Here is a 20,750-nt window from a genome sequence, read left to right on the forward strand (position 1 = left end):
AGCACGCCGCCCGCCGCCAGGCCGCCGCCGTCGCCGCGGCGGTCGCCGAATCGGCGGAGCGGGTCGCCGCCGAATTGGAGAAGGTCGTCACGCAGGCCGCCCTGCGCCGTGACGAATTGGTGCGCCGCCGAACGGAATTCGCCGCGCAGGTGGATCAGACCAAGGAACGGGCCCGCGCGCTGACCACGGCGCTGACCCAGCTCACCGATGCCGTGCACCGCGACGAGGTGGCCCGCGCGCAAGCCGCGCTGCGCATCGAACAGCTGGAGACCACCATCTCCGAACAGTTCGGCGTGGCGCTGGACGATCTCATCAAGGAGTACGGGCCCGACAATCCCATGCCGCCGACGGCGTTGGAGATGATGGAGTACGAACAGGCCAGGGAGCGCGGCGACCAGGTCACCGAACCCCAGCCCATGCCGTTCGACCGCGCCACCCAGGAGCGCCGGGCCAAACGCGCCGAGAAGGATCTCACCACCCTGGGCAAGGTGAATCCCCTTGCGCTGGAGGAGTTCGCGGCCCTGGAGGAACGCTACAACTTCCTCGCTACCCAGCTCGAGGACGTCAAGAAGGCCCGTCAGGATCTGCTGGATGTGGTGGCCGAGGTCGATGCCCGGATCCTGCAGGTCTTCACCGAAGCCTGGGAGGATGTCGAGCGCGAATTCGTCGGCGTCTTCGGCAAACTCTTCCCCGGCGGCGAGGGCCGACTGCTGCTCACCGATCCGACTGACATGCTCACCACCGGCGTCGAGGTCGAGGCCCGACCGCCTGGTAAGAAGGTCAAGCGCCTGTCCCTGCTCTCGGGTGGTGAGAAGTCGCTGACCGCGGTCGCCCTGCTGGTGGCCATCTTCCGTGCCCGCCCCTCCCCGTTCTACGTCATGGACGAGGTCGAGGCGGCGCTGGACGACACCAATCTGCGCCGTCTGATCGGCCTCTTCGAGCAGTTGCGCGAGAAGAGCCAGCTGATCGTCATCACCCACCAGAAGCCGACGATGGAGATCGCGGACGCGCTCTACGGTGTCAGTATGCGCGGGGACGGCATCACCCAGGTGATCTCGCAGCGGCTGCGCGGGGAGAACCTGGTGGGGGCGAACGCGTAGCCGAATCGGTCGGCGGGTCCCGGTGAGTGGGAAGTGAAAAACCCGACAAGCCAACAATTTGAAACATGATCACGTCGAAGTGTGCCGGCGAATACCGTCCGGGGACATGAGAAGTACTTACGCAGGAGTTGCCCTCGGTGTCGCTGTCGCCCTTGCCTTTCCGGCCGCCGCGCTGGCGGACAGCGGGTCCTCCTCGCTGTCCGGCGGCACCGGATCCTCCTCGCTCTCGGGTGGGGGCAGCAAGCCCAGCTACAGCCAGTGGATCGCCGACGTCACCGCCGTCACCACCCAGGCGCAGAGCTATCTCGCCGCGGCGCTGCCCGGGGTGGCCAAGCCCGCCATCGTGCTCGATATCGACAATACGAGCCTGGAGACCAGCTACAACCCCAGCCCGATCGTGCCCGCCATCGCACCGGTGCTGGCACTGACCCGATACGCCGAACAGCACGGCGCCGCAATCATTTTCGTGACCGGTCGGCCCTCGATCATGGGTATCTACACCCGGGCCAACCTGTCCGCGGTGGGGTACAGGGTGGACGGGCTGTACGGCGGCGGGCTCACCACCGGATCCTCGGGTGCGGGCGCGCTGGAGTCCTACAAGACCGGCGCCCGCATCGATATCGAGAGCAAGGGCTACACCATTGTCGCGAATATCGGCAACAGCGCCTCCGATCTCGCGGGCGGGCACGCCCAGGCCACCTTCAAACTGCCCGATTACAACGGTGCGCTGAACTAACCGGCGAGAATCGGTTTCAGCTGCGCCGCACCGGTTTCGGTGAGCCAAGTCTCGAAAGTGCGCAGGGCGGGGTGGATTTCGCGCAGAGCGGTGATGTCGGCATGCCAGTTCCGGCCCGAGCGGGTCAGGCGGAAGACATTGAGCACCTCCGCGCCCATACCGGCGGCGAATTCCTCCGGCAGTTCCTGGTAAGTGACGGTGTGCCCGGTGATTTCGGAGATCACCGCGGCAGCCGCCGCCATGGTTCGCTCATCCCCGGCCAGCTCCAGGATCTGCCCGTGGAACCGGGCGGGATCGGTGAGCGCGAGTTCGGCGAAGGCGGCCACATCGTCGACGGCGATCATCTGGATCGGCACCTCCGCGGGGAAGAGGTGGCGGTGTACGCCCTCGCGGATGCCGTCGACCGGGAAGCCCTGAATCAGATAGTTCTCCATGAAGCGCACCGGGCGCAGGATGGTCCAGCGCAGCCCGCTGCTCCGGACCGCCTCCTCGATGCGGCGCTTGCCGACTGCGCCCCACTCGTCGTCCTCGCGATCGAGCGAGGCGATTCCGGTGAAGACCAGGTGGTCGACCCCGGCGGCCCGCGCCGCTCGCACCAGATCCTCCCCGCGCCGCGCCTCCAGCTCCACATCCCAGCCGTCCGGACCGAACGCCGCGGGCGGCACCAGGAAAACCGCACTCGCACCGGTCATTACGCCGCCGAGCGTCTCCGGGGCATCGAAATCACCTACTGCCAACTCCGCACCCGCTGCCGCAAGTGCTTGCGCCGCAGCCGATTCCGGATTCCGGACCAGCGCGCGCACCGGTCGTCCCGCCGCGAGCAGCCGCCGCGCGGTCGCGCCACCCTGCTTCCCGGTCGCGCCGGTCACCAGCACAAGTTCGCCGTGAGCAGACATATTCACCCTGTCCTTCGGTAGTATTCGGGTCGAACAACCCGAATACCGAAGCTACGACCCGCCGACTCGGCTCCGCCAGCACCGCAGAGAATCGCCGTAACGAAATGTCCGCTCCCGCCGCCGACCCCGTGCCCGCCGTGGCCAATGCGCGCGCCGATGCCCGTCGCAACCGCGCTCTGGTTCTGGCCGCCGCACAACGCGCCTTCGCCGAGGACGGAACGTCGGTGTCCCTGGTCGAGATCGCCAGGCGCGCGGGCGTCGGCGCGGGCACGGTGCACCGTCATTTCCCCACCAAGATCGCTCTCCTGGAAGCGGTTCTGCAACAGCGCATCGATCGGCTCACTGCCCTGGCGCTGGGCTACCGCGACGCACCCGACGCCGGTCTGGCCTTCTTCGCCTTCTGCGCCGAGGTGATCACCTCCAGCAGCGGCAATACCGCCCTCTGCGAAGTCTTCGACAATGACGGCTGGCCCCGGGACCTGCTCCAGGAAGCGGGCACCCGCTTCCACCGGGCGCTCGGACATCTGCTCACCGCCGCCCAGCGCCAAGGCGCCATCCGCCCGGACCTGGCCCTGTCCGATGTTCTCGCCCTCTACACCGGATGCGTTGCCATCCAGCGCGTTTCCCCCGGCCCCGGCCTCGCCCGCCCCGCCCTGCTGGTCCTGGAGGCCATGCGCGCGCCCCGCGTCCCCGCCACCGTTACGAAACCCGAAAAGTCCATCTCACCGCGTAACGAAACCCGCCGAGGTAACGAAACCTGCGCCCGCCCCTGCCCCGTCTGCGCGACCCCGGTACACCCCACCGGCACCGGCCGGCCGGCCCGCTACTGCTCACCCGCCTGCCGTCAGAAAGCCCACCGCCGCCGCCACGCCCTCGAATCGGCCGCACCCCAGGCCACTTCGTGAGGCGACGGCAAGGCGGACCCCAATTCCCTGACCGCAGGGGCTGATACGGGGCGGTGATGGCCAGGCTGGAGCCGTCGCCGAGGTTTGCCGAGATCGGCGTAGTGGCTCAGGGCGCATCGATAACCGCCGCTTCACACCCGTCGCATGATCCGGGCGTCGGTGTCGCGCAGCAGGATTCCGAGGCGACTGCCCGGGACGATGAACATTCCGGCGGCACGGGCGCCATTCCTAGAGCAGATCGCTCACGTCGTCGGGGACATCCACGGCGTATTTGCGCAGCGTGTCCATGGGCACCACCTCGAGCGCGTTCTCATGGGTGGCGGCCAGCACCACGGGTGCGGCCACCCCGTCCTCATGCGCGTGCAACCAGCGCACCGCCACCACGCACCAGCGATCACCGGGTTGCAGGCCGGGGAAGTTGTTCTCCGGCCGCGGGGTCAGTAAGTCATTTCCGATCGACTTCTGGTGCTCCAGGAACTCCGCGGTCACCACGGTGCAGACGGTGTGGCTGCCAAGGTCTTCGGGGCCGGTACTGCAGCAGCCGTCCCGGTAGAAGCCGGTGAGAGGATCGGTGCCACACTCCTCCAGCGGTCCCCCAAGCACATTTCGATCGGTCACGTCGCCGATCCTATTGTCTCGGTGTCGCATTCGCCGCTCCTTCCGCACTGTGGTGCGTTGTCGAGCAGACCGGTCGGTCCGTATATCCCTTCGTAGGGCTCTATTCGGCGTGTCCATAACCGGAATGCACCGATGTGTGCTATGCGACACTGCCCCGCAACCCGCGAGTAGGTATGTGAAACCGGCAATAGTGACGGCTCTGAGAGGATGGCCTCGTGACTGCACAAGCCTGGATCCTCATTGCCGCTATCGCCGCGGTCCTGCTGGTGGCGTTCGTCTCGGGATTCGTCCTGTACAAGCGCCGCCGTATCTCCCTCACCCCGGCCGCCGAGGAGGCGAAGCCGGAGTTGACCGACCGGTCGGGCGGATACACGGCCTCGAGCGGATTCAGCTTCAGTCAAGGCGGCGGGACGGCAACCCTGCCGAAACCGCGCCCCGAACCCGAACCCGTGCCGATCGAGCGCACCGATACCGACGGCCAGCCGCACGTCGGCGATGACGCGGCCATCCCGCGCGATGCCGCCAAGCGCAGCATTCACGACGTCCGGCTGCCCGAACCGGTCCAGGGTCCCGATCGCGCCCCGGAGGCCGACACCGCCGCGGCTGGGGCCCCGGCCGACACCGCCGAGGTCGAGCCCGGCACCGCCGAGGCGGCAACCGGCACCGCCGAAGCGGCGATCGCACCGCCCGTGACCACCGTTCCGGCCGAGGCCGCCGATCTCGCCAGCCCGGACACCGAAGCTCCCGCCGATGAGAAGGCAAGCGCCGCCGCGGCTCCGAGCGCTCCCGCCGAGACCTCGGCGCAGGATCAGGCCGCCGCTGCCGCCGTCGCGCCCGCCGAGGCCGCGCCGTCGGTGACCCCCGAAACCCTCGCGCCCGAAACCCTCGCGCCCGCCGAGGTCCCGGCGGAGCCCGAGATCGATTTCACCGCCGATATCGAACCCACCGCCGGTCGCCTGAACCGCCTGCGCGGCCGCCTGGCCCGTTCGCAGAACGCCGTCGGCAAATCCCTACTCGGCCTGCTCGGCGGCGGCGACCTCGACGAGGACTCCTGGGAGGAGATCGAGGACACCCTCGTCATGGCCGACCTCGGCACCGCGGTGACCGCCGCGATCGTGGAGCGCCTGCGCGAGGAGATGGCCGCGCGCACCGTGCGCACCGCCGCCGATGCCCGCGCGGTGCTGCGCGAGGTGCTCGTCGAGGCGCTGCGCCCGGAGCTGGACCGCTCGATTCGCGCGCTGCCGCACCCGGATCACCCCGCCGTCATGCTGGTGGTCGGTGTGAACGGCACCGGAAAGACCACCACCACGGGCAAACTCGCGCGCGTGCTGGTGGCCGACGGCCGTCGCGTCCTGCTCGGCGCGGCCGACACCTTCCGCGCCGCCGCCGCCGATCAGTTGCAGACCTGGGGTGAGCGCGTGGGCGCGGAGACCGTGCGCGGCAAGGAGGCCGCCGATCCGGCCGCCGTCGCCTTCGACGCGGTGAGCGCCGGTATCGATCGCGGCGTGGATGTGGTGCTCATCGATACCGCGGGCCGCCTGCACACCAAGACCGGTTTGATGGACGAGCTGGGCAAGGTCAAGCGCGTGGTGGAGAAGAAGGCGGAGGTGGACGAGGTCATCCTGGTCCTGGATGCCACGGTCGGACAGAACGGTCTGATGCAGGCCCGGGTCTTCGCCGACGTCGTCGATATCACCGGTGTTGCCCTGACGAAGCTGGACGGAACGGCCAAGGGCGGCATCGTCTTCCAGGTTCAGCACGAGCTCGGCGTTCCCGTAAAACTGGTTGGTTTGGGCGAGGGGCAGGACGATCTGGCGCCCTTCGAGCCCGGCGCTTTCGTGGACGCGCTGCTCGGCTGAGCGACCCGTACCACGGGAAACTCCGACAACCTCACGCCCCGCCCGTAACGGCGGTGCGAACGAGGAAACCTGAACGAAACACTGCAATCTCATCCGTTCACCTACGCGAAACGCCGCAGGATCACGGTGGAAACACCGCTCCCCGAACCTTCATGTCAGGCTCATTCGCCGTTATCGGCGGGGCCCGAGATGAGGAGGAAATTAAGGTGGCGTTCCCCGTATTAGGCGCACCTGACGCCGGAGATACCGCATGGATGCTGGCCAGCTCAGCGCTCGTGCTGTTGATGACCCCCGGACTCGCATTCTTCTACGGCGGCATGGTTCGCTCGAAGAATGTGCTGAACATGATCATGATGAGCATCAGTGCCATGGGCGTTATCACCGTCCTGTGGGTGCTGTACGGCTTCTCCATGGCGTTCGGCGAGGACAAGGGCAATCTCTTCGGAGATCCGGCGCAGTACTTCGGCCTGAAGACCCTGTTCGGTGGCACCTACCTGGCCAGCGCCACCGACGCATCCGTCAAGGTGGGCATACCGCTCGCCGGTACTATTCCGGCCACGGTTTTCGTGGCCTTCCAGCTCATGTTCGCGATCATCACGGTCGCACTCATCTCGGGCGCGGTTGCCGACCGCCTGAAGTTCGGTGCCTGGATGCTCTTCGCGACCGTGTGGGCCACGGTCGTCTACTTCCCGATCGCGCACTGGGTCTTCGCCTTCGACGGCGTGACCGGTGAGCACGGCGGCTGGATTGCCAACAAGCTCAAGGCGATCGACTTCGCGGGTGGTACCGCGGTCCATATCAACGCCGGTATCGCGGGCCTGGTCCTGGCCATCGTGCTCGGTAAGCGCAAGGGCTGGCCGGGCACCCCGATGCGCCCGCACAACCTGCCGTTCGTCATGCTCGGCGCCGGTCTGCTGTGGTTCGGCTGGTACGGCTTCAACGCGGGTTCCGCGGTCGGTTCCAATGGCATCGCGGGCGCCACGTTCGTCACCACCACCGTCGCCACCGGCGCGGCCATGCTCGCCTGGCTGCTGGTGGAGAAGGTGCGCGACGGCAAGCCCACCTCGCTGGGCGCCGCCTCGGGCATTGTGGCCGGTCTGGTCGCCATCACCCCGTCCTGCTCCTCGGTGAACGTGGTCGGCGCGCTGGCTATCGGCGTGGTCGCCGGTATCCTCTGTGCCCTGGCCGTGGGCCTGAAGTTCCGCTTCGGCTTCGACGACTCGCTCGACGTGGTCGGGGTTCACCTGGTCGGCGGTATCGCGGGCACCCTGATGGTCGGCCTGGTCGCGGCCCCCGAGGCCCCGGCCGCGGTCAAGGGCCTGTTCTACGGTGGCGGTTTCGATCAGCTGGTCAAGCAGGCCGTCGGTGCGGGCGCCGTGCTCGCCTGGTCCGGTATCGCGACGCTCATCATCGCGCTGGCCATCAAGTACACCATCGGCCTTCGCGCCGACGAGGAAGCCGAGTTCGCGGGCTTGGACGAGTCGGAGCACGCTGAATCGGCATACGATTTCGCTGCTGTGGGTGGCACGGCACGTACCACCGCCGTCAAGGAGGCATGACGCATGAAACTGGTAACCGCAATCGTCAAACCGTTCACGCTCGAGGATGTCAAGTCCGGGCTGGAGCAGGCGGGCGTGCTCGGCATGACCGTCAGCGAGGTGCAGGGCTACGGCCGCCAGAAGGGTCACACCGAGGTCTACCGCGGTGCCGAGTACTCGGTCGACTTCGTCCCGAAGGTTCGGGTCGAGGTGGTCGTGGACGACACCTCCGTGGAGAAGGTCGTCGAGGCGATCGTCGAGGCCGCCCGCACCGGCAAGATCGGTGACGGCAAGGTCTGGGTGACGCCCGTCGAGGCGGTCATCCGGGTCCGCACCGGCGAACGTGGGTCGGACGCTCTGTAGTCGAGGACCGAACGGCGGCCCCGTTCCCACCGGTGCACGATCGGTTGGGCGCGGGGCCGCACGCATATAACTGGACAGCTGATGCGCCCGAAAGTTCGTGGCCCGTCTCACTTCTGGACTGAGCGGAGCGAGGGAAGAAGTGAGACTCCCAGGGCCGCGAACTCGCCGGAGTGCAGCGGTGGCAAATTAGATACAGGGGTGTGGTGTGGGTTTCCAGCAGGCACGCGACGAGAAGGACTCCACGGAGAAGGTCTCCAACGGCGCTTCGGATCTGGTCCGGGCTCGCAACCAACTACTCGCCGAACACAGTGGGGCCAATGGCCGCGCCTCCCGGCTGGATCCGGAGGCGCTGCGACAGGCGCTGGTCGATCTCTACGAATTGTGGCTGACCACAAAGGGTCACGAGGTCGGCATCACCGAGGGCAGCGGTCTGTCGATCGTCGCGGTGGGCGGATTGGGACGCCGCGAAATGCTGCCCTACTCGGATCTGGATCTGGTGCTGCTCTACGACGACATCGACCCCGCCAAGGTCGCCGAAGTCGCCGATCAGCTCTGGTATCCGCTGTGGGACGCGCACATCAAACTCGACCACAGCGTGCGCACGGTGCCGCAGGCGCTGCGTGTGGCCGCCGATGATCTGACCGCCGCGCTGGGCATGCTGGAGGCCCGCCATATCGTCGGCGACGAGGGTCTGAGCAATCTGCTCGTCAGCGGGGTGCGGCGGGATTGGCGCACCGGGATCCGGTCCCGGTTCGACGGTCTCATCGCACAGGCCGAAACCCGTTGGCGGCGTAGCGGAGAGATCGCGCATCGCGCCGAACCAGATCTCAAGAACGGGCGCGGCGGACTGCGCGATATCCAGCTCCTGGACGCGCTCGCCATCGCACAACTGACCGATGCCATACCGGGGCTCGGTCCGGATGTACCCGGTGGTGGACTGAAACAGGCGCACCGCAGATTGCTGGATGTTCGCACCGAACTGCATCGGGTCGCCGGGCGTGCCCGCGACCAACTGCGCGCCCAGGATGCGGACGAAATCGGCGCGGCCCTGCGCATCGGTGATCGCTTCGATCTCGCCCGCACCCTCAGCGATGCGGCGCGAACCGTCAGCTATTCCACCGATGTCGGGCTGCGCACCGCCGCCAACGCGCTGCCCCGCCGCGGCCTGGCCCGCCTGCGCCGCATGCCGGTGCGCCGACCACTCGATGAGGGGGTGGTCGAGCACTCCGGCGAGGTGGTGCTGGCCAGGGACGCGCGGCCGCAGCGCGATCCCGGATTGATACTGCGCGTGGCCGCCGCCTCCGCGCAGACCGGATTGCCCATGTCCGCGACCACCCTGAACCGGCTTTCCGAGGACGCCCCCGAGCTACGTGAGCCGTGGCCCAAGGAAGCCCTCAACGACCTGCTGGTGTTGTTGGGCGCGGGCCGCGGCGCCATCGACGCCATCGAGGCGCTGGATCGAACGGGCCTGTGGGGCAGGCTCTTTCCGGAGTGGGGTGTGGTCCGCGATCTGCCGCCGCGCGATGCCATGCACACCTGGACCGTCGACCGCCACCTCATGGAGGCGGTCGCGCAGGCCGGTGCGCTCGCCACCCGGGTGGCGCGGCCGGACCTGCTGCTGATCGGCGCGCTGCTGCACGATATCGGCAAGGGGCGCACCGAGGATCACAGTGTGGTCGGCGCGGAGCTGGCCACCTCCATCGGCCGCAGGCTCGGATTGTGGCCCTCGGATGTGCGGACGCTCTCGGCCATGGTGCGGCATCATCTGCTGCTGCCCGATACCGCCACGCGCCGCGATCTGGCCGATCCGGACACCGTGAGAATGGTGGTCGAGGCACTGGAGGGGGATTCGCATCTGCTCGAATTGCTGCACGCGCTGGCCGAGGCCGATTCCCTGGCCACCGGGCCGGGGGTCTGGAACGACTGGAAAGCCTCGCTGATCGGTGATCTGGTGCGGCGCTGCCGGTTGTCCATGGCGGGGGAGGAACTGCCCAAACCCGAGGACATTCCGGAGGATCTGCGCGAAAAGGCGGAAAGCGGTGGCGTGCATGTGGAATTGAAGCCGGGGGAGGGGCGGTATACGCATATCGTGACCGTTGTCGCGCCGGACACCCCGGGCCTGCTCTCGGAGGCGGCGGGCGTGCTGGCGTTGCATTCGCTGCGCGTGCTCTCCGCGGATCTCACCGGTGTCGGAAATTCCGCCATCGATACCTTCGCCGTCGCACCGCGTTTCGGAAATCCGCCGGAACCGGGCCTGCTGCGCCAGGAATTGATCAGGGCCATTAACGGTGATTTGGACCTTGTTTCAGTTCTCGCGCGTAAGGAACGCGAAGCCGGCGGCACCCAGCCCAGCCCCTACGCTCAGGCCGCGCCGCGCGTGCTCTGGAATGAAACGGCCGAGCCGGGACGGGTGCTGCTGGAATTGCGCGCCGAAGATCGAATCGGATTGTTGACCCGTTTGGCCGCGGCCCTGGCCGAATCCGGCGCCAATGTGTCCTGGGCGAAGGTCGCCACCATGGGCGCGGCGGTCGTGGATACGTTCTGCCTGGATCTGGGGGCTGCCGACACGCCGGAGCGCCGCGCGGAAATCGCGGCGGCGGTGCTCGCGGTGGTGCCTCCGCAACAACCGAAGAAAACGCCTGAATCGGACACTGAAAACGGATCAACCTCGGTTTTCTGACCGATCGCCAGGATGCTGGATTAACTGGCAAACCGTACGTTTGCCAGTTAATCCGATCGTTGCACGTAATTTGCTGAAATACTGATCAAGCAATCCCTAATGCCCCCTAATATCGCCTCAACCAATGCGGTCGAACGTGCTATGAGGGGAGCTGGTCGGTGGCAATCGAAGTTGTTTCAGCATCGATGATGACGAGCGATTCGACCCCGCACATGGCCCGCTGCGTCGGCGGCGACCGCTGGGTGGTCTCCTGGCTCCCCGGTCGCACCCTCTCCGGTCGGCAGGCGGTGACCGCCATGACCATCGCCTCCACCCTGGTCGATCACGTGCTCACCGACGCCGAATGGACCGAGCTGGACGGGCTCGCCCTCGAACTGGGGCTCACCGCGCGCGAAGCGGTCGGCATGGTCGCCGCGGAACTGCACGATCTGCGCCGGCCGGCCACCCGCCCGCGCTCGCTGGAGTAGCCCCGCCCGCAAGGAATAGCGCTGCTCACGGTCCCTGGAATAACGGCCCGTCGCCGATCCCACTACCCTGGTATCTCGAGTGACGTCCCTCGAGATCAGGAGCATCGGTGTTCGAATCCCTTTCCGACCGGTTGGCCGGTGCCCTCAAGGATCTGCGCGGAAAGGGGCGCCTGTCACCTGCCGACATCGATGCCACCGCCCGCGAGATCCGTCTCGCCCTGCTCGAGGCCGACGTCGCGCTGCCGGTGGTCCGCACCTTCATCGCCAAGATCAAGGAGCGCGCCAAGGGCGCCGAGGTCTCCGCGGCGCTGAATCCGGCGCAGCAGGTCGTCAAGATCGTCAACGAGGAGCTCATCGCCATTCTCGGCGGCGAGACCCGGCGACTGCGGTACGCCAAGAACCCGCCCACGGTCATCATGCTGGCCGGTCTGCAGGGCGCGGGTAAGACCACCCTCGCGGGCAAGCTCGCGAAATGGCTGAAGGGCCAGGGGCATCAGCCGCTGCTCGTCGCCTGTGACCTCCAGCGCCCGGGCGCGGTCACCCAGCTCCAGGTGGTCGGTGAACGTGCCGGGGTGCCGGTGTTCGCGCCTAATCCGGGGACCTCCATCGGCGGTGGCGAGAACCCGCTCGGTGTTTCGGCCGCCGATCCGGTGGATGTGGCGCGGCGCGGTATCGAAGAGGCCAAGGCCAAGCAGTACGACATCGTGATCGTCGACACCGCCGGCCGCCTCGGTATCGATGCCGAGCTGATGGCGCAGGCCGCGGGCATTCGCGATGCGGTGAATCCGGACGAGACCCTCTTCGTCCTGGACTCCATGATCGGTCAGGACGCGGTCACCACCGCCGAGGCGTTCCGCGACGGCGTCGGCTTCACCGGTGTCGTGCTCACCAAACTCGACGGTGACGCGCGCGGTGGTGCGGCGCTGTCCGTGCGTGAGATCACCGGCCAGCCCATCCTTTTCGCCTCCACGGGCGAGAAGCTGGAGGACTTCGACGTCTTCCACCCCGACCGCATGGCCAGCCGCATCCTCGGGATGGGCGATCTGCTCACCCTGATCGAGCAGGCCGAACAGGTCTACGACGCGCAGCAGGCCGAGGAGGCCGCGCGCAAGATCGGCTCCGGCGAACTGACCCTCGAGGACTTCCTCGAGCAGATGCTCGCCATCCGCAAGATGGGTCCCATCGGCAACCTGCTCGGCATGCTGCCGGGCGCGGGTCAGATGAAAGACGTTCTGGCGCAGGTCGATGACAAGCAGCTCGATCGCGTGCAGGCCATCATCCGTGGTATGACCCCGGCCGAGCGCGACAACCCCAAGATCATCAACGCCTCTCGCCGCCTGCGCATCGCCAATGGCTCGGGCGTCACGGTGTCCGAGGTCAACCAGCTCGTCGACCGCTTCTTCGAGGCCAAGAAGATGATGGGCATGATGAGCCGCCAGTTCGGCCTGCCCGGCTCGCGCGGCGGCAACAAGGGCAAGGGCAAAGGCAAGAAGGGTAAGAAGGGCGGCCGCGGGCCGACCCCGCCGAAGGTGCGCGGGGGCTTCCCCGGCATGCCCGCCCTCCCGGGTGGAATGCCCGGCGGTATGCCGGACCTGTCGAATATGCCCGCGGGCCTCAACGAGCTCCCGCCGGGCCTGGAAGGCTTCGACCTCTCGAAGCTCAACTTCCCGAAGAAGTAACCCGTACAGCGGGATTCGGCCCCGTCGCATTGTGGCGGGGCCGAATCGCGTTGTGGCGCAGGTCTTCGAGACCAACGGGAACCACTGGGGCACCCACTCGGGCGATGTCATGGTCGATTCCGATGATCGCCGGACCACCGCGTGAGGTCGCCCTTCATCCCGGCATGCTTGTGGCCGGGATCCACACTGGTGCGGGCTCAACAGGTTTCGGTGAATCCTGCCCGAAAGCGCGTCGGGCTGGCATACCTCACAGTCCGGTAGGTGTGCGGAGCCGGTTCTCGTTATCCGAAGCTGCCGGAGGCGGGCTTGGGCTCGGTGGTGCTCGGCGGTGCCGTTGTGGTCGAGGGGGTGGTCGTGGTGGCGGGGGGTGTTGTGGTCGGGGGTGTCGTGGCTCCGGCCAGGACGGTGACGGTAACGGGTCCGTCGGTCCATCCCGCGCCGATCACCGGGACGCTGCGGTCGGTGACCACGGCGTGCAGCGTGTACTGGCCCGGTGCGGTGGGGGTCCACTGGATGGCGGCCACGGCATTGGGTGCGTCACCGGCGCCGGACGGGCAGCCGATGATCGTCCACGAATAGCTGGGCATATCCGGGGTGTTGTAGCTGAAGCACGCGGGGTTGCCGGATGCCTTGGTCAGCGCGGTGAGGGTGTAGGTCTGTCCGGTGTAGAAAGCGCCCCCAACATCTCCGGAAATCGTCAGGTCGGCATTGGTCACCGTGGTCGATGCCGTGGGCGCCAATGCGATTGCTGCGCCGGTTGTCACGGCGAGCGCCGCGATCCCCAGTCCCGTCCAGCGCACCTGCTTGCGGATCAAGATGTTCTCCTTGGTTCGAAAACCGCTATTCGACAGCGGTTTTCGCAGAGTACCCGTCGATCCGCAAATATGAAGCGGTTGTATTTCCTTTATGGCTCCGGATCGACTCGGCGATCTTGCGGTGCGGCGGTAGTTTGTAGAGAGCGAGGGTGTGGTCGGGCGCGACGTGGCGAGGAGGCCGGGGATGGGTCTGCATTTTCGTGGAGTGGTGCTGCCGGACGGGGAGCTGCGCGATATCTGGGTGCGGGATGGGGTTGTCTCGGGGGAGCCGATCGCCGGCGCGGAGACCGTGCACGCCTCGGGGTGGATTGTGCCCGGGCTGGTGGACGCGCACTGTCATGTGGGGATCAAATACGGTGGTGGGGATGAGGATTCGGCGGGTGCGGTCGCGCAGGCCGAGGTGGAGCGGGATGCCGGGGCGCTGCTGCTGAGGGATGCCGGATCGCCTATCGACACCCGGTTCATCGATGAGCGGGAGGATCTGCCGGAGATCATTCGGGCGGGGCGGCATATCGCGCGGCCGCGGCGCTATATTCGCGAGCTCGGCATCGAGCTCGATGATGAGCGGGATCTGCCGGACATCGTGGCCGAGCAGGCTCGGCGCGGCGACGGGTGGGTGAAGATCGTCGGGGATTGGATCGACCGGTCGGTGGGGGATCTGGCTCCGCTGTGGTCGGACGCCATTCTGAAAGAGGCCATCGATGCCGCCCATCGCGAGGGCGCTCGGGTCACCTCGCATGTGTTCGGGGAGGACGCGCTGTACGGGCTGCTGGAGGCGGGGATCGACTGCATCGAGCACGGGACCGGGCTCACCGATGAGACCATCGCGATAATGGCCCGGAATGGGACGGCGCTGGTTCCCACCCTGATCAATATCGACACCTTTCCCGAAATCGCCGACAGCGCCGGCAAATTCCCGATCTATGCCGCGCATATGCGGGACCTGCACCGCCGCTCGCGGGAGACCGTCGCCAAGGCGCATGAGGCGGGGGTGCCGATCTATACCGGCACCGACGCGGGTGGGTCGATTCCGCACGGGCGTATCGCGGATGAGATCGCGGCGCTGGCGGGTGCGGGATTCACCGCGCACGACGCGCTGGGGGCCTCGTCCTGGAATGCCCGCTCCTGGCTCGGCCGCTCGGGCATCGAACCGGGTGCCCGCGCCGATTTCGTTGTCTACCAGCAGGATCCACGCCTGGACCTGACCGTCCTGAGCACCCCTTCCTGGGTGGTACTGCGCGGCCGCGTCTACGACCGCCGCGATCCGGTCACGGCATACCGGTAATTCCATGGGCTACTCCGTTGAGCTGACCGCGCGAAATCGGCTCACAGGTTGGTGGATTCGGCCACACGGAACATGTGAATCAGTCATGCTTCACATGTTTTGTCGTTCCACCTTGTTAGGAGAAGACCTTGGGTTCCGTTGAAAGCTTCGCCACGGCCGTGCTGGCCGGACTGGTCGTCAAGCTGCTGACCGGCAGCATCGGCCACTAGCCGCACGCACACCAGCCCATCGAGGTCGCGCGGGCGTCGGTGGGCTGTCGCATGTCCGGCCGATGAATTCCGCGGCGTCGGGGTTTCCCTAGTCGAAGAACGCATTTCACCGACCCGGAGGTTGATCATGCGGGATCTCGTTGTCACACAGAACATCACACTCACGGCGTCATCGACGCGAGCGAAGGCTGGTTCACCGTCGGCGCGGGCGAACACGGCGAAACCGACGATGTCCTGGCCGAACTCATGGAGCACACCGAGAACTGCGATGCCGTGCTCTACGGCCGCGTCACCTTCGAGGACCTGCGCCAGTACTGGCCCAAGCAGACCGATGATCAGACCGGCATCACCGCCGAACTGAACGAGATGCGCAAATACGCGGTCGCACGCACCATGGGCGATCCCGGCTGGCAGAACTCCGAGGTGCTGTGCGATCTCGACGAGATCCGCCTGCTCGAGCAGCAACCCGGCAAGGATATCGTCAGTACCGGCAGCATCACCCTGGTGCACGATCTGACCGCCGCCGGACTCGTCGACGAATACCGGCTGTTCGTCTACCCGGTGGTGCTCGGCCGGGGCGCGCGCCTGTTCCCCGAAGGCTCGAAGGTGCCCGCCCTGCGACTGGTCGAGAGCAAGCGGTTCCGCTCCGGGATCGTGCTGCTGCGTTACCGCACCGACTAGCCCGATTTCCGGGGCGCGCGGCCCGTCTGGCAGAATGGTCGATCGTCCTCGTCGAGGACAGTGCAGCCCGTCTCCGGATACGTTCCGCGCGGCGGTCACACACTCAACGCAAAACCGGGTCCACCCCGTGTGGGCTGCTGAATTGCGCCGTGACCAATCAGGCTTTCCCGTGTGGAAGGCCGCCATCGAAAGGCACAGCTCATGGCTGTTCGTATCAAGCTGACCCGTCTGGGCAAGATCCGCAACCCGCAGTACCGCATCGTCGTCGCCGATGCCCGTACCCGTCGTGACGGCCGCGCGATCGAGTCCATCGGCATCTACCAGCCCAAGGAAGAGCCCTCGCTCATCCAGATCGATTCCGAGCGCGCGCAGTACTGGCTGGGCGTCGGCGCGCAGCCGACCGAGCCCGTGCAGCGTCTGCTGGAGATCACCGGCGACTGGCAGAAGTTCAAGGGCCTGCCGGGCGCCGAGGGCACCCTGAAGACCAAGGCCCCCAAGCCGTCCAAGCTGGACCTGTTCAACGCCGCGCTGGCCGCCGCCGACAGCGAGCCCACCGCCGAGGCCGTCACCCCGAAGAAGAAGGCCGCCAAGAAGGAGGAAGCTGCTGAGGCTTCCGCCGAGGCTGCCGAGACCCCGGCTGCCGAGTAATGACGGCCGTCGTCGCCGATGCCGTCGAACATCTGGTTCGCGGCATCGTCGCCAATCCGGACGACGTCCACGTCGAGCTGATCACCAGCCGTCGTGGCCGGACCGTCGAGGTGCACGTGCACCCCGATGATCTGGGCAAGGTGATCGGTCGCGGTGGCCGTACCGCCACCGCACTGCGCACCCTCGTCGCCGGTATCGGCGGTAAGGGCATTCGCGTCGACGTGGTCGACACGGATCAATAGGTGACTCCGCCGCTCCCCGAACGGGGAGCGGCTTCACATTGGGCCGCTCCCGCACCTTCACGTTGGGCAAGCCCTGCCCGGAGGATATTCTTCGCTGCGTGATGTGAGCGTGCGCAGTGTGACCACACGCCGTGCACGCGAATATCGATTGGGCCCGGGCGGTTCTCGCGCGCGTTGTTCCCGCAGCTGGCACAGGTGCGCGAGGTGGTGGGGGGTCACGGCAATTACCTCGCGCCCGGCGCTTTCAGCCCTGTTCGCAAGGATTGTCAGGACGATTCGCCAACCCGCATCGAGGATCGATCGTACCTGTGTCTCTCAGGAGAATTTGATGGAACTTGTCGTAGGGCGAGTGGCCAAGTCCCATGGCGTGCGGGGCGAGCTCGTAGTGGACGTCCGCACGGACGAACCCGACCTCCGCTTCGCCCCAGGCGCGATACTGCACGGGCGGCTGCCGAAGGCCAAGCAGGTCCAGCAGTACGTGGTGGAGTCGGCCCGGGAGCACTCGGGCCGGCTTCTCGTGCGTCTGGACGGGCTCGTCACGCGTGAGGCCGCGGATGCGTTGCGCGGCATGCTCTTCGTGATCGATACCGCCGATCTGCCGCCCTCGGAGGAATCGGATGAGTACTACGATCACGAACTCGAAGGTCTGACGGTGCGACTCGTGGACGGCACCGTCGTCGGCACCGTGCGCGAAGTGCTGCATTCCGCTGCGGGAGAACTGCTTTCGATCACCGCGGCCGAGGGATTCCCGGGGCCCGCGGGGCGAGAGATCCTGGTGCCCTTCGTCAATGCCATGGTTCCGACCGTCTCGATCGCCGACTCTCTGATCGTCATCGATCCGCCCGAGGGTCTGCTGGATCCGGAGTGAGCGCGATGCGAATCGACGTCGTCACGATTTTCCCCGAATACCTGGAGCCGCTGCGAACGGCCTTGCTGGGCAAGGCAATCGACAAGGGGCTGCTGGAAGTCGGCGTGCACGATCTGCGCGGGTGGACCCATGACGTGCACAAGGCTGTGGACGACACCCCGTACGGCGGTGGGCCGGGCATGGTCATGAAACCCACGGTGTGGGGTCCGGCGCTGGACGATGTGTGCCCGGATGACGCACTGCTGGTGGTGCCCACCCCCGCGGGGGTGCCGTTCACCCAGCGGACCGCCGAAAGATGGTCCGCCGAAAAGCATCTGGTGTTCGCCTGCGGTCGCTACGAGGGCATCGACCAGCGCGTTTTCGATGACGCCGCCCGGCGCGTGCGCGTCGAGGAGGTCAGCATCGGCGACTATGTGCTGATCGGCGGCGAGGCCGCGGTGCTGGTCATGACCGAGGCCGTGGTCCGCCTGATTCCGGGCGTACTCGGCAATCAGCAGTCGCACGAACAGGATTCGTTCTCCGACGGCCTCCTCGAGGGCCCCAGCTACACCCGCCCGGTGTCCTGGCGCGGACTGGACGTCCCGGAGATCCTGCTCTCGGGCAATCACGCCAAGATCGACGCCTGGCGGCATGAGCAGTCGCTCGAGCGCACCCGGGAACGCCGCCCCGATCTACTGCCCCCGACCGGCGAGTAACCTTCGCGCCGTACGCGTTTGCGCGTGTCGCGCGGTGTGTCGAAAATCCCGGCGAGTGCGACTATCCGGTCTTTCGGTGCGGCACTGTTCAGCTGTGTCCCCGCACGACGGTAGTGTCTGCGGGCGTGACGATAGCCTCCGAACCTGTCAACGCAGACACCGTCAGCTCCACCGGAACCGGAACCGTCCGCCTAGCCAGTGTCGGCCGCCGTATCGCCGACGAGCTGGGGGTACGGGAAGAACAGGTGCGCGCCGCCGTCGAACTCCTCGACGCCGGATCCACCGTTCCGTTCGTGGCCCGGTACCGCAAGGAGGTCACCGGCGGCCTGGACGACGCGCAACTGCGCCAGCTCGACGAGCGCCTGCACTACCTGCGCGAACTCGACGAGCGCCGGGGCTCGATCATCGAATCCATTCGTGGCCAGGGCAAATTGGATGACGCGCTGCACGCGCAGATCATGCTCGCCGACACCAAGGCCCGCCTGGAAGACATCTACCTGCCGTACAAGCCCAAGCGGCGCACCAAGGCGCAGATCGCGCGCGAGGCCGGGCACGAGCCCGTCGCCGACGCCCTGATCAGCGACCCCACCAATGATCCCGCGCAGTACACCGCCGAACAGCTCGACGGTGCGCGCTCGATCCTGGTGGAGCGCTTCGCCGAAGACGCCGACCTGGTCGGTGAATTGCGCGAACTCATGTGGAATCGCGGACAGATCAAGTCCACCGTGCGCGCGGGCAAGGAAGAGGCGGGGGCCAAGTTCGCCGACTACTTCGAATTCAGCGAACCGTTCTCGAAGTTGCCGTCGCACCGCATCCTGGCGCTGCTGCGCGGTGAGAAGGAAGAGGTGCTCACCCTGCACCTCGAGCCCGACACCGACGAGCCCGAACCCGGCGAGCGCACCATCTACGAGGGCCGCATCGCGCACAAGTTCGGCATCGCCGCCCAGGGCCGCCCCGCCGACACCTGGCTGCTCGACACCGTGCGCTGGGCCTGGCGCACCAAGCTTCAGGTCAGCATGGGCATCGATATCCGCATGCGGCTGCGCCAGTCCGCCGAACGCGATGCCGTCGAGGTCTTCGCCATGAACCTGCGCGATCTGCTGCTGGCCGCGCCCGCGGGCACCCGCACCACCATGGGCCTGGACCCGGGTTTCCGCACCGGTGTGAAGGTCGCCGTGGTCGATGCCACCGGCAAATGCGTCGCCACCGAGGTCATCTACCCGCACACCGGCCAGACCGAGAAGTCCCTCGCGGTGCTCGGTGCGCTGGTGGCGCGGTTCAAGGTGGAGCTCATCGCCATCGGCAACGGCACCGCCTCGCGCGAAACCGATGCTCTTGCCGCCGAACTCATCTCGCGTATCCCGGAGAACAAGCCCACCAAGATCGTGGTGTCCGAGGCGGGCGCGTCGGTGTACTCCGCCTCCGCGTACGCCTCGGCGGAACTGCCCGATATGGATGTCTCGCTGCGCGGTGCGGTCTCCATCGCCCGCCGCCTGCAGGACCCGCTCGCCGAACTGGTAAAGATCGACCCCAAGTCCATCGGCGTCGGCCAGTACCAGCACGACATCTCCGAGACGCTGCTCGCGCGCTCCCTCGGCGCGGTCGTCGAGGACGCGGTGAACGCGGTCGGCGTGGACGTGAACACCGCCTCGGTACCGCTGCTCTCGCGCGTCTCCGGTATCACCGGCGCGGTCGCGGAAAGCATTGTCGCGCACCGCGACGCCAATGGCCCATTCCGCAGCCGCACCGCCCTGCTGAGCGTTCCGCGCCTGGGCCCCAAGGCTTTCGAACAGTGCGCGGGCTTCCTGCGCATCCGCAATGGCGACGATCCCCTGGACACCTCCTCGGTCCACCCCGAGGCGTATCCGGTGGTGCACCGCATTCTCGAGGCCAGCGGTCGCGGTGTGCACGAACTCATCGGCAATACGACGGCGCTGCGCGCATTGCGCCCCGCCGACTTCACCGATGAGCGCTTCGGCGTCCCCACCGTCACCGACATCATCGCCGAACTCGAGAAGCCCGGCCGTGACCCCCGCCCCGAATTCAAGACCGCCGAATTCGCCGCGGGCATCGAGAAGGTCGCCGATCTGAAGCCCGGCATGGTGCTGGAGGGCGTGGTCACCAATGTCGCGGCCTTCGGCGCCTTCATCGATATCGGCGTCCACCAGGACGGCCTCGTGCACGTCTCGGCCATGTCGCACAACTTCATCAAGGACCCCCGCGAAGTGGTGAAATCCGGTGACGTGGTCAAGGTGAAGGTCATGGAGGTGGATGTCCAGCGCCAGCGCATCGGCCTGTCCCTGCGCCTGGACGATGAGCCCGGCGCACCGAAACCCGAACGCGGCGAAGGCCGTCCGCGCGGTGGTCAGGGGCAGCGCCCGCAGGGCGGCAACCCGCGCCAGGGCGGCAACCCGGGTGGCGGCGGTGCGCGCGGTAACCAGGGCGGCAATGCCCGCGGCGGCCAGG

General features: G+C 67.2%; 19 protein-coding genes. 16 read left to right on the top strand and 3 right to left on the bottom strand.

Annotation, left to right across the window (positions count from 1 at the left end):
- Both NA10_RS33830 and NA10_RS33835 read left to right on the top strand, forming a co-directional pair.
- Window positions 1-1,100 (top strand): AAA family ATPase (locus NA10_RS33830; protein WP_157556948.1); only part of this gene is annotated, 1,100 nt, incomplete at its 5' end.
- 106 nt (window positions 1,101-1,206) lie between these two features.
- Window positions 1,207-1,836 (top strand): HAD family acid phosphatase, encoded by a 630-nt coding sequence (locus NA10_RS33835; protein ID WP_067574789.1) that lies wholly within the window; start codon window positions 1,207-1,209, stop codon window positions 1,834-1,836.
- On the opposite strand, the gene NA10_RS33840 is transcribed toward NA10_RS33835, so the two are convergent.
- Window positions 1,833-2,732 (bottom strand): NmrA family NAD(P)-binding protein, encoded by a 900-nt coding sequence (locus NA10_RS33840; RefSeq protein ID WP_067574803.1) that lies wholly within the window; start codon window positions 2,730-2,732, stop codon window positions 1,833-1,835. The two genes, NA10_RS33835 and NA10_RS33840, sit on opposite strands and share 4 nt — an antisense overlap.
- Before the next feature lie 104 nt (window positions 2,733-2,836).
- On the opposite strand from NA10_RS33840, the gene NA10_RS33845 reads away from it, so the two are divergent.
- Window positions 2,837-3,637: a TetR/AcrR family transcriptional regulator gene (locus tag NA10_RS33845; RefSeq protein ID WP_067574790.1), complete on the top strand. Its 801-nt coding sequence runs from the start codon at window positions 2,837-2,839 to the stop codon at window positions 3,635-3,637.
- Window positions 3,638-3,865: 228 nt separating this feature from the next.
- On the opposite strand, the gene NA10_RS33850 is transcribed toward NA10_RS33845, so the two are convergent.
- The gene (locus tag NA10_RS33850) at window positions 3,866-4,255 is read right to left on the bottom strand and encodes a DUF2237 family protein (protein ID WP_067574791.1); all 390 of its coding nucleotides are present in this window, start codon (window positions 4,253-4,255) and stop codon (window positions 3,866-3,868) included.
- 215 nt (window positions 4,256-4,470) lie between these two features.
- Between NA10_RS33850 and ftsY the strand changes: the two genes are divergently transcribed.
- The 6 genes from ftsY to ffh all read left to right on the top strand — a co-directional run bounded on the left by ftsY (window position 4,471) and on the right by ffh (window position 12,841).
- A complete protein-coding gene (ftsY, locus tag NA10_RS33855; protein WP_067574792.1) occupies window positions 4,471-6,114 on the top strand; it encodes a signal recognition particle-docking protein FtsY in 1,644 nt (547 codons plus the stop codon).
- 254 nt (window positions 6,115-6,368) lie between these two features.
- Window positions 6,369-7,673 carry an ammonium transporter gene (locus NA10_RS33860; RefSeq protein WP_174562594.1) on the top strand — a complete coding sequence of 435 codons (1,305 nt, stop codon included), beginning with the start codon at window positions 6,369-6,371 and terminating at the stop codon, window positions 7,671-7,673.
- A gap of 3 nt (window positions 7,674-7,676) precedes the next feature.
- Window positions 7,677-8,015, top strand: a complete 339-nt coding sequence (locus tag NA10_RS33865) for a P-II family nitrogen regulator (protein ID WP_067574794.1) — start codon at window positions 7,677-7,679, stop codon at window positions 8,013-8,015.
- A 205-nt stretch (window positions 8,016-8,220) separates the two neighbouring features.
- On the top strand, window positions 8,221-10,695 hold the full coding sequence (locus NA10_RS33870; protein WP_067574795.1) for a [protein-PII] uridylyltransferase: 2,475 nt from the start codon (window positions 8,221-8,223) through the stop codon (window positions 10,693-10,695).
- A gap of 158 nt (window positions 10,696-10,853) precedes the next feature.
- A complete protein-coding gene (locus NA10_RS33875) occupies window positions 10,854-11,162 on the top strand; it encodes a hypothetical protein (RefSeq protein ID WP_245678201.1) in 309 nt (102 codons plus the stop codon).
- A gap of 107 nt (window positions 11,163-11,269) precedes the next feature.
- Window positions 11,270-12,841 carry a signal recognition particle protein gene (ffh, locus tag NA10_RS33880; RefSeq protein ID WP_067574797.1) on the top strand — a complete coding sequence of 524 codons (1,572 nt, stop codon included), beginning with the start codon at window positions 11,270-11,272 and terminating at the stop codon, window positions 12,839-12,841.
- Window positions 12,842-13,122: 281 nt separating this feature from the next.
- Here ffh and NA10_RS33885 read toward each other — a convergent pair whose 3' ends face one another.
- Complete coding sequence (locus NA10_RS33885) at window positions 13,123-13,656, bottom strand: hypothetical protein (protein ID WP_067574798.1); 534 nt, start codon at window positions 13,654-13,656, stop codon at window positions 13,123-13,125.
- Window positions 13,657-13,840: 184 nt separating this feature from the next.
- Between NA10_RS33885 and NA10_RS33890 the strand changes: the two genes are divergently transcribed.
- The 7 genes from NA10_RS33890 to NA10_RS33920 form a co-directional block, all read left to right on the top strand.
- Window positions 13,841-14,941, top strand: coding sequence for a metal-dependent hydrolase family protein (locus tag NA10_RS33890; protein ID WP_067574799.1), 1,101 nt, complete (start codon window positions 13,841-13,843; stop codon window positions 14,939-14,941).
- Between the two features lie 455 nt (window positions 14,942-15,396).
- A complete protein-coding gene (locus NA10_RS33895; RefSeq protein ID WP_307188425.1) occupies window positions 15,397-15,831 on the top strand; it encodes a dihydrofolate reductase family protein in 435 nt (144 codons plus the stop codon).
- A gap of 201 nt (window positions 15,832-16,032) precedes the next feature.
- Window positions 16,033-16,479: a 30S ribosomal protein S16 gene (gene rpsP / locus NA10_RS33900; RefSeq protein WP_067574800.1), complete on the top strand. Its 447-nt coding sequence runs from the start codon at window positions 16,033-16,035 to the stop codon at window positions 16,477-16,479.
- Window positions 16,479-16,721: an RNA-binding protein gene (locus NA10_RS33905; RefSeq protein ID WP_067574801.1), complete on the top strand. Its 243-nt coding sequence runs from the start codon at window positions 16,479-16,481 to the stop codon at window positions 16,719-16,721. Before rpsP ends, NA10_RS33905 begins: the two co-directional genes overlap by 1 nt.
- Before the next feature lie 328 nt (window positions 16,722-17,049).
- Entirely contained in the window at window positions 17,050-17,589 is a 540-nt protein-coding gene (rimM, locus tag NA10_RS33910; protein WP_067574802.1) for a ribosome maturation factor RimM, read from the top strand.
- A gap of 5 nt (window positions 17,590-17,594) precedes the next feature.
- Complete coding sequence (trmD, locus tag NA10_RS33915) at window positions 17,595-18,284, top strand: tRNA (guanosine(37)-N1)-methyltransferase TrmD (RefSeq protein ID WP_067574804.1); 690 nt, start codon at window positions 17,595-17,597, stop codon at window positions 18,282-18,284.
- Between the two features lie 125 nt (window positions 18,285-18,409).
- On the top strand, window positions 18,410-20,750 hold a 2,341-nt coding region (locus NA10_RS33920), incomplete at its 3' end, for a Tex family protein (protein WP_084515657.1).

Origin of the sequence: Nocardia acidivorans NBRC 108247 (assembly GCF_001625085.1) — a bacterium.
GTDB classification, from domain to species: domain Bacteria; phylum Actinomycetota; class Actinomycetes; order Mycobacteriales; family Mycobacteriaceae; genus Nocardia; species Nocardia acidivorans.

Coding starts and splice junctions, on each gene's coding strand:
- NA10_RS33835 (WP_067574789.1), top strand. CDS start 1,207: ATGAGAAGTACTTACGCAGGAGTTGCCCTCGGTGTCGCTGTCGCCCTT.
- NA10_RS33840 (WP_067574803.1), bottom strand. CDS start 2,732: ATGTCTGCTCACGGCGAACTTGTGCTGGTGACCGGCGCGACCGGGAAG.
- NA10_RS33845 (WP_067574790.1), top strand. CDS start 2,837: ATGTCCGCTCCCGCCGCCGACCCCGTGCCCGCCGTGGCCAATGCGCGC.
- NA10_RS33860 (WP_174562594.1), top strand. CDS start 6,369: ATGCTGGCCAGCTCAGCGCTCGTGCTGTTGATGACCCCCGGACTCGCA.
- NA10_RS33865 (WP_067574794.1), top strand. CDS start 7,677: ATGAAACTGGTAACCGCAATCGTCAAACCGTTCACGCTCGAGGATGTC.
- NA10_RS33890 (WP_067574799.1), top strand. CDS start 13,841: ATGGGTCTGCATTTTCGTGGAGTGGTGCTGCCGGACGGGGAGCTGCGC.
- NA10_RS33895 (WP_307188425.1), top strand. CDS start 15,397: ATGGAGCACACCGAGAACTGCGATGCCGTGCTCTACGGCCGCGTCACC.
- rpsP (WP_067574800.1), top strand. CDS start 16,033: ATGGCTGTTCGTATCAAGCTGACCCGTCTGGGCAAGATCCGCAACCCG.
- NA10_RS33905 (WP_067574801.1), top strand. CDS start 16,479: ATGACGGCCGTCGTCGCCGATGCCGTCGAACATCTGGTTCGCGGCATC.
- rimM (WP_067574802.1), top strand. CDS start 17,050: ATGGAACTTGTCGTAGGGCGAGTGGCCAAGTCCCATGGCGTGCGGGGC.
- trmD (WP_067574804.1), top strand. CDS start 17,595: ATGCGAATCGACGTCGTCACGATTTTCCCCGAATACCTGGAGCCGCTG.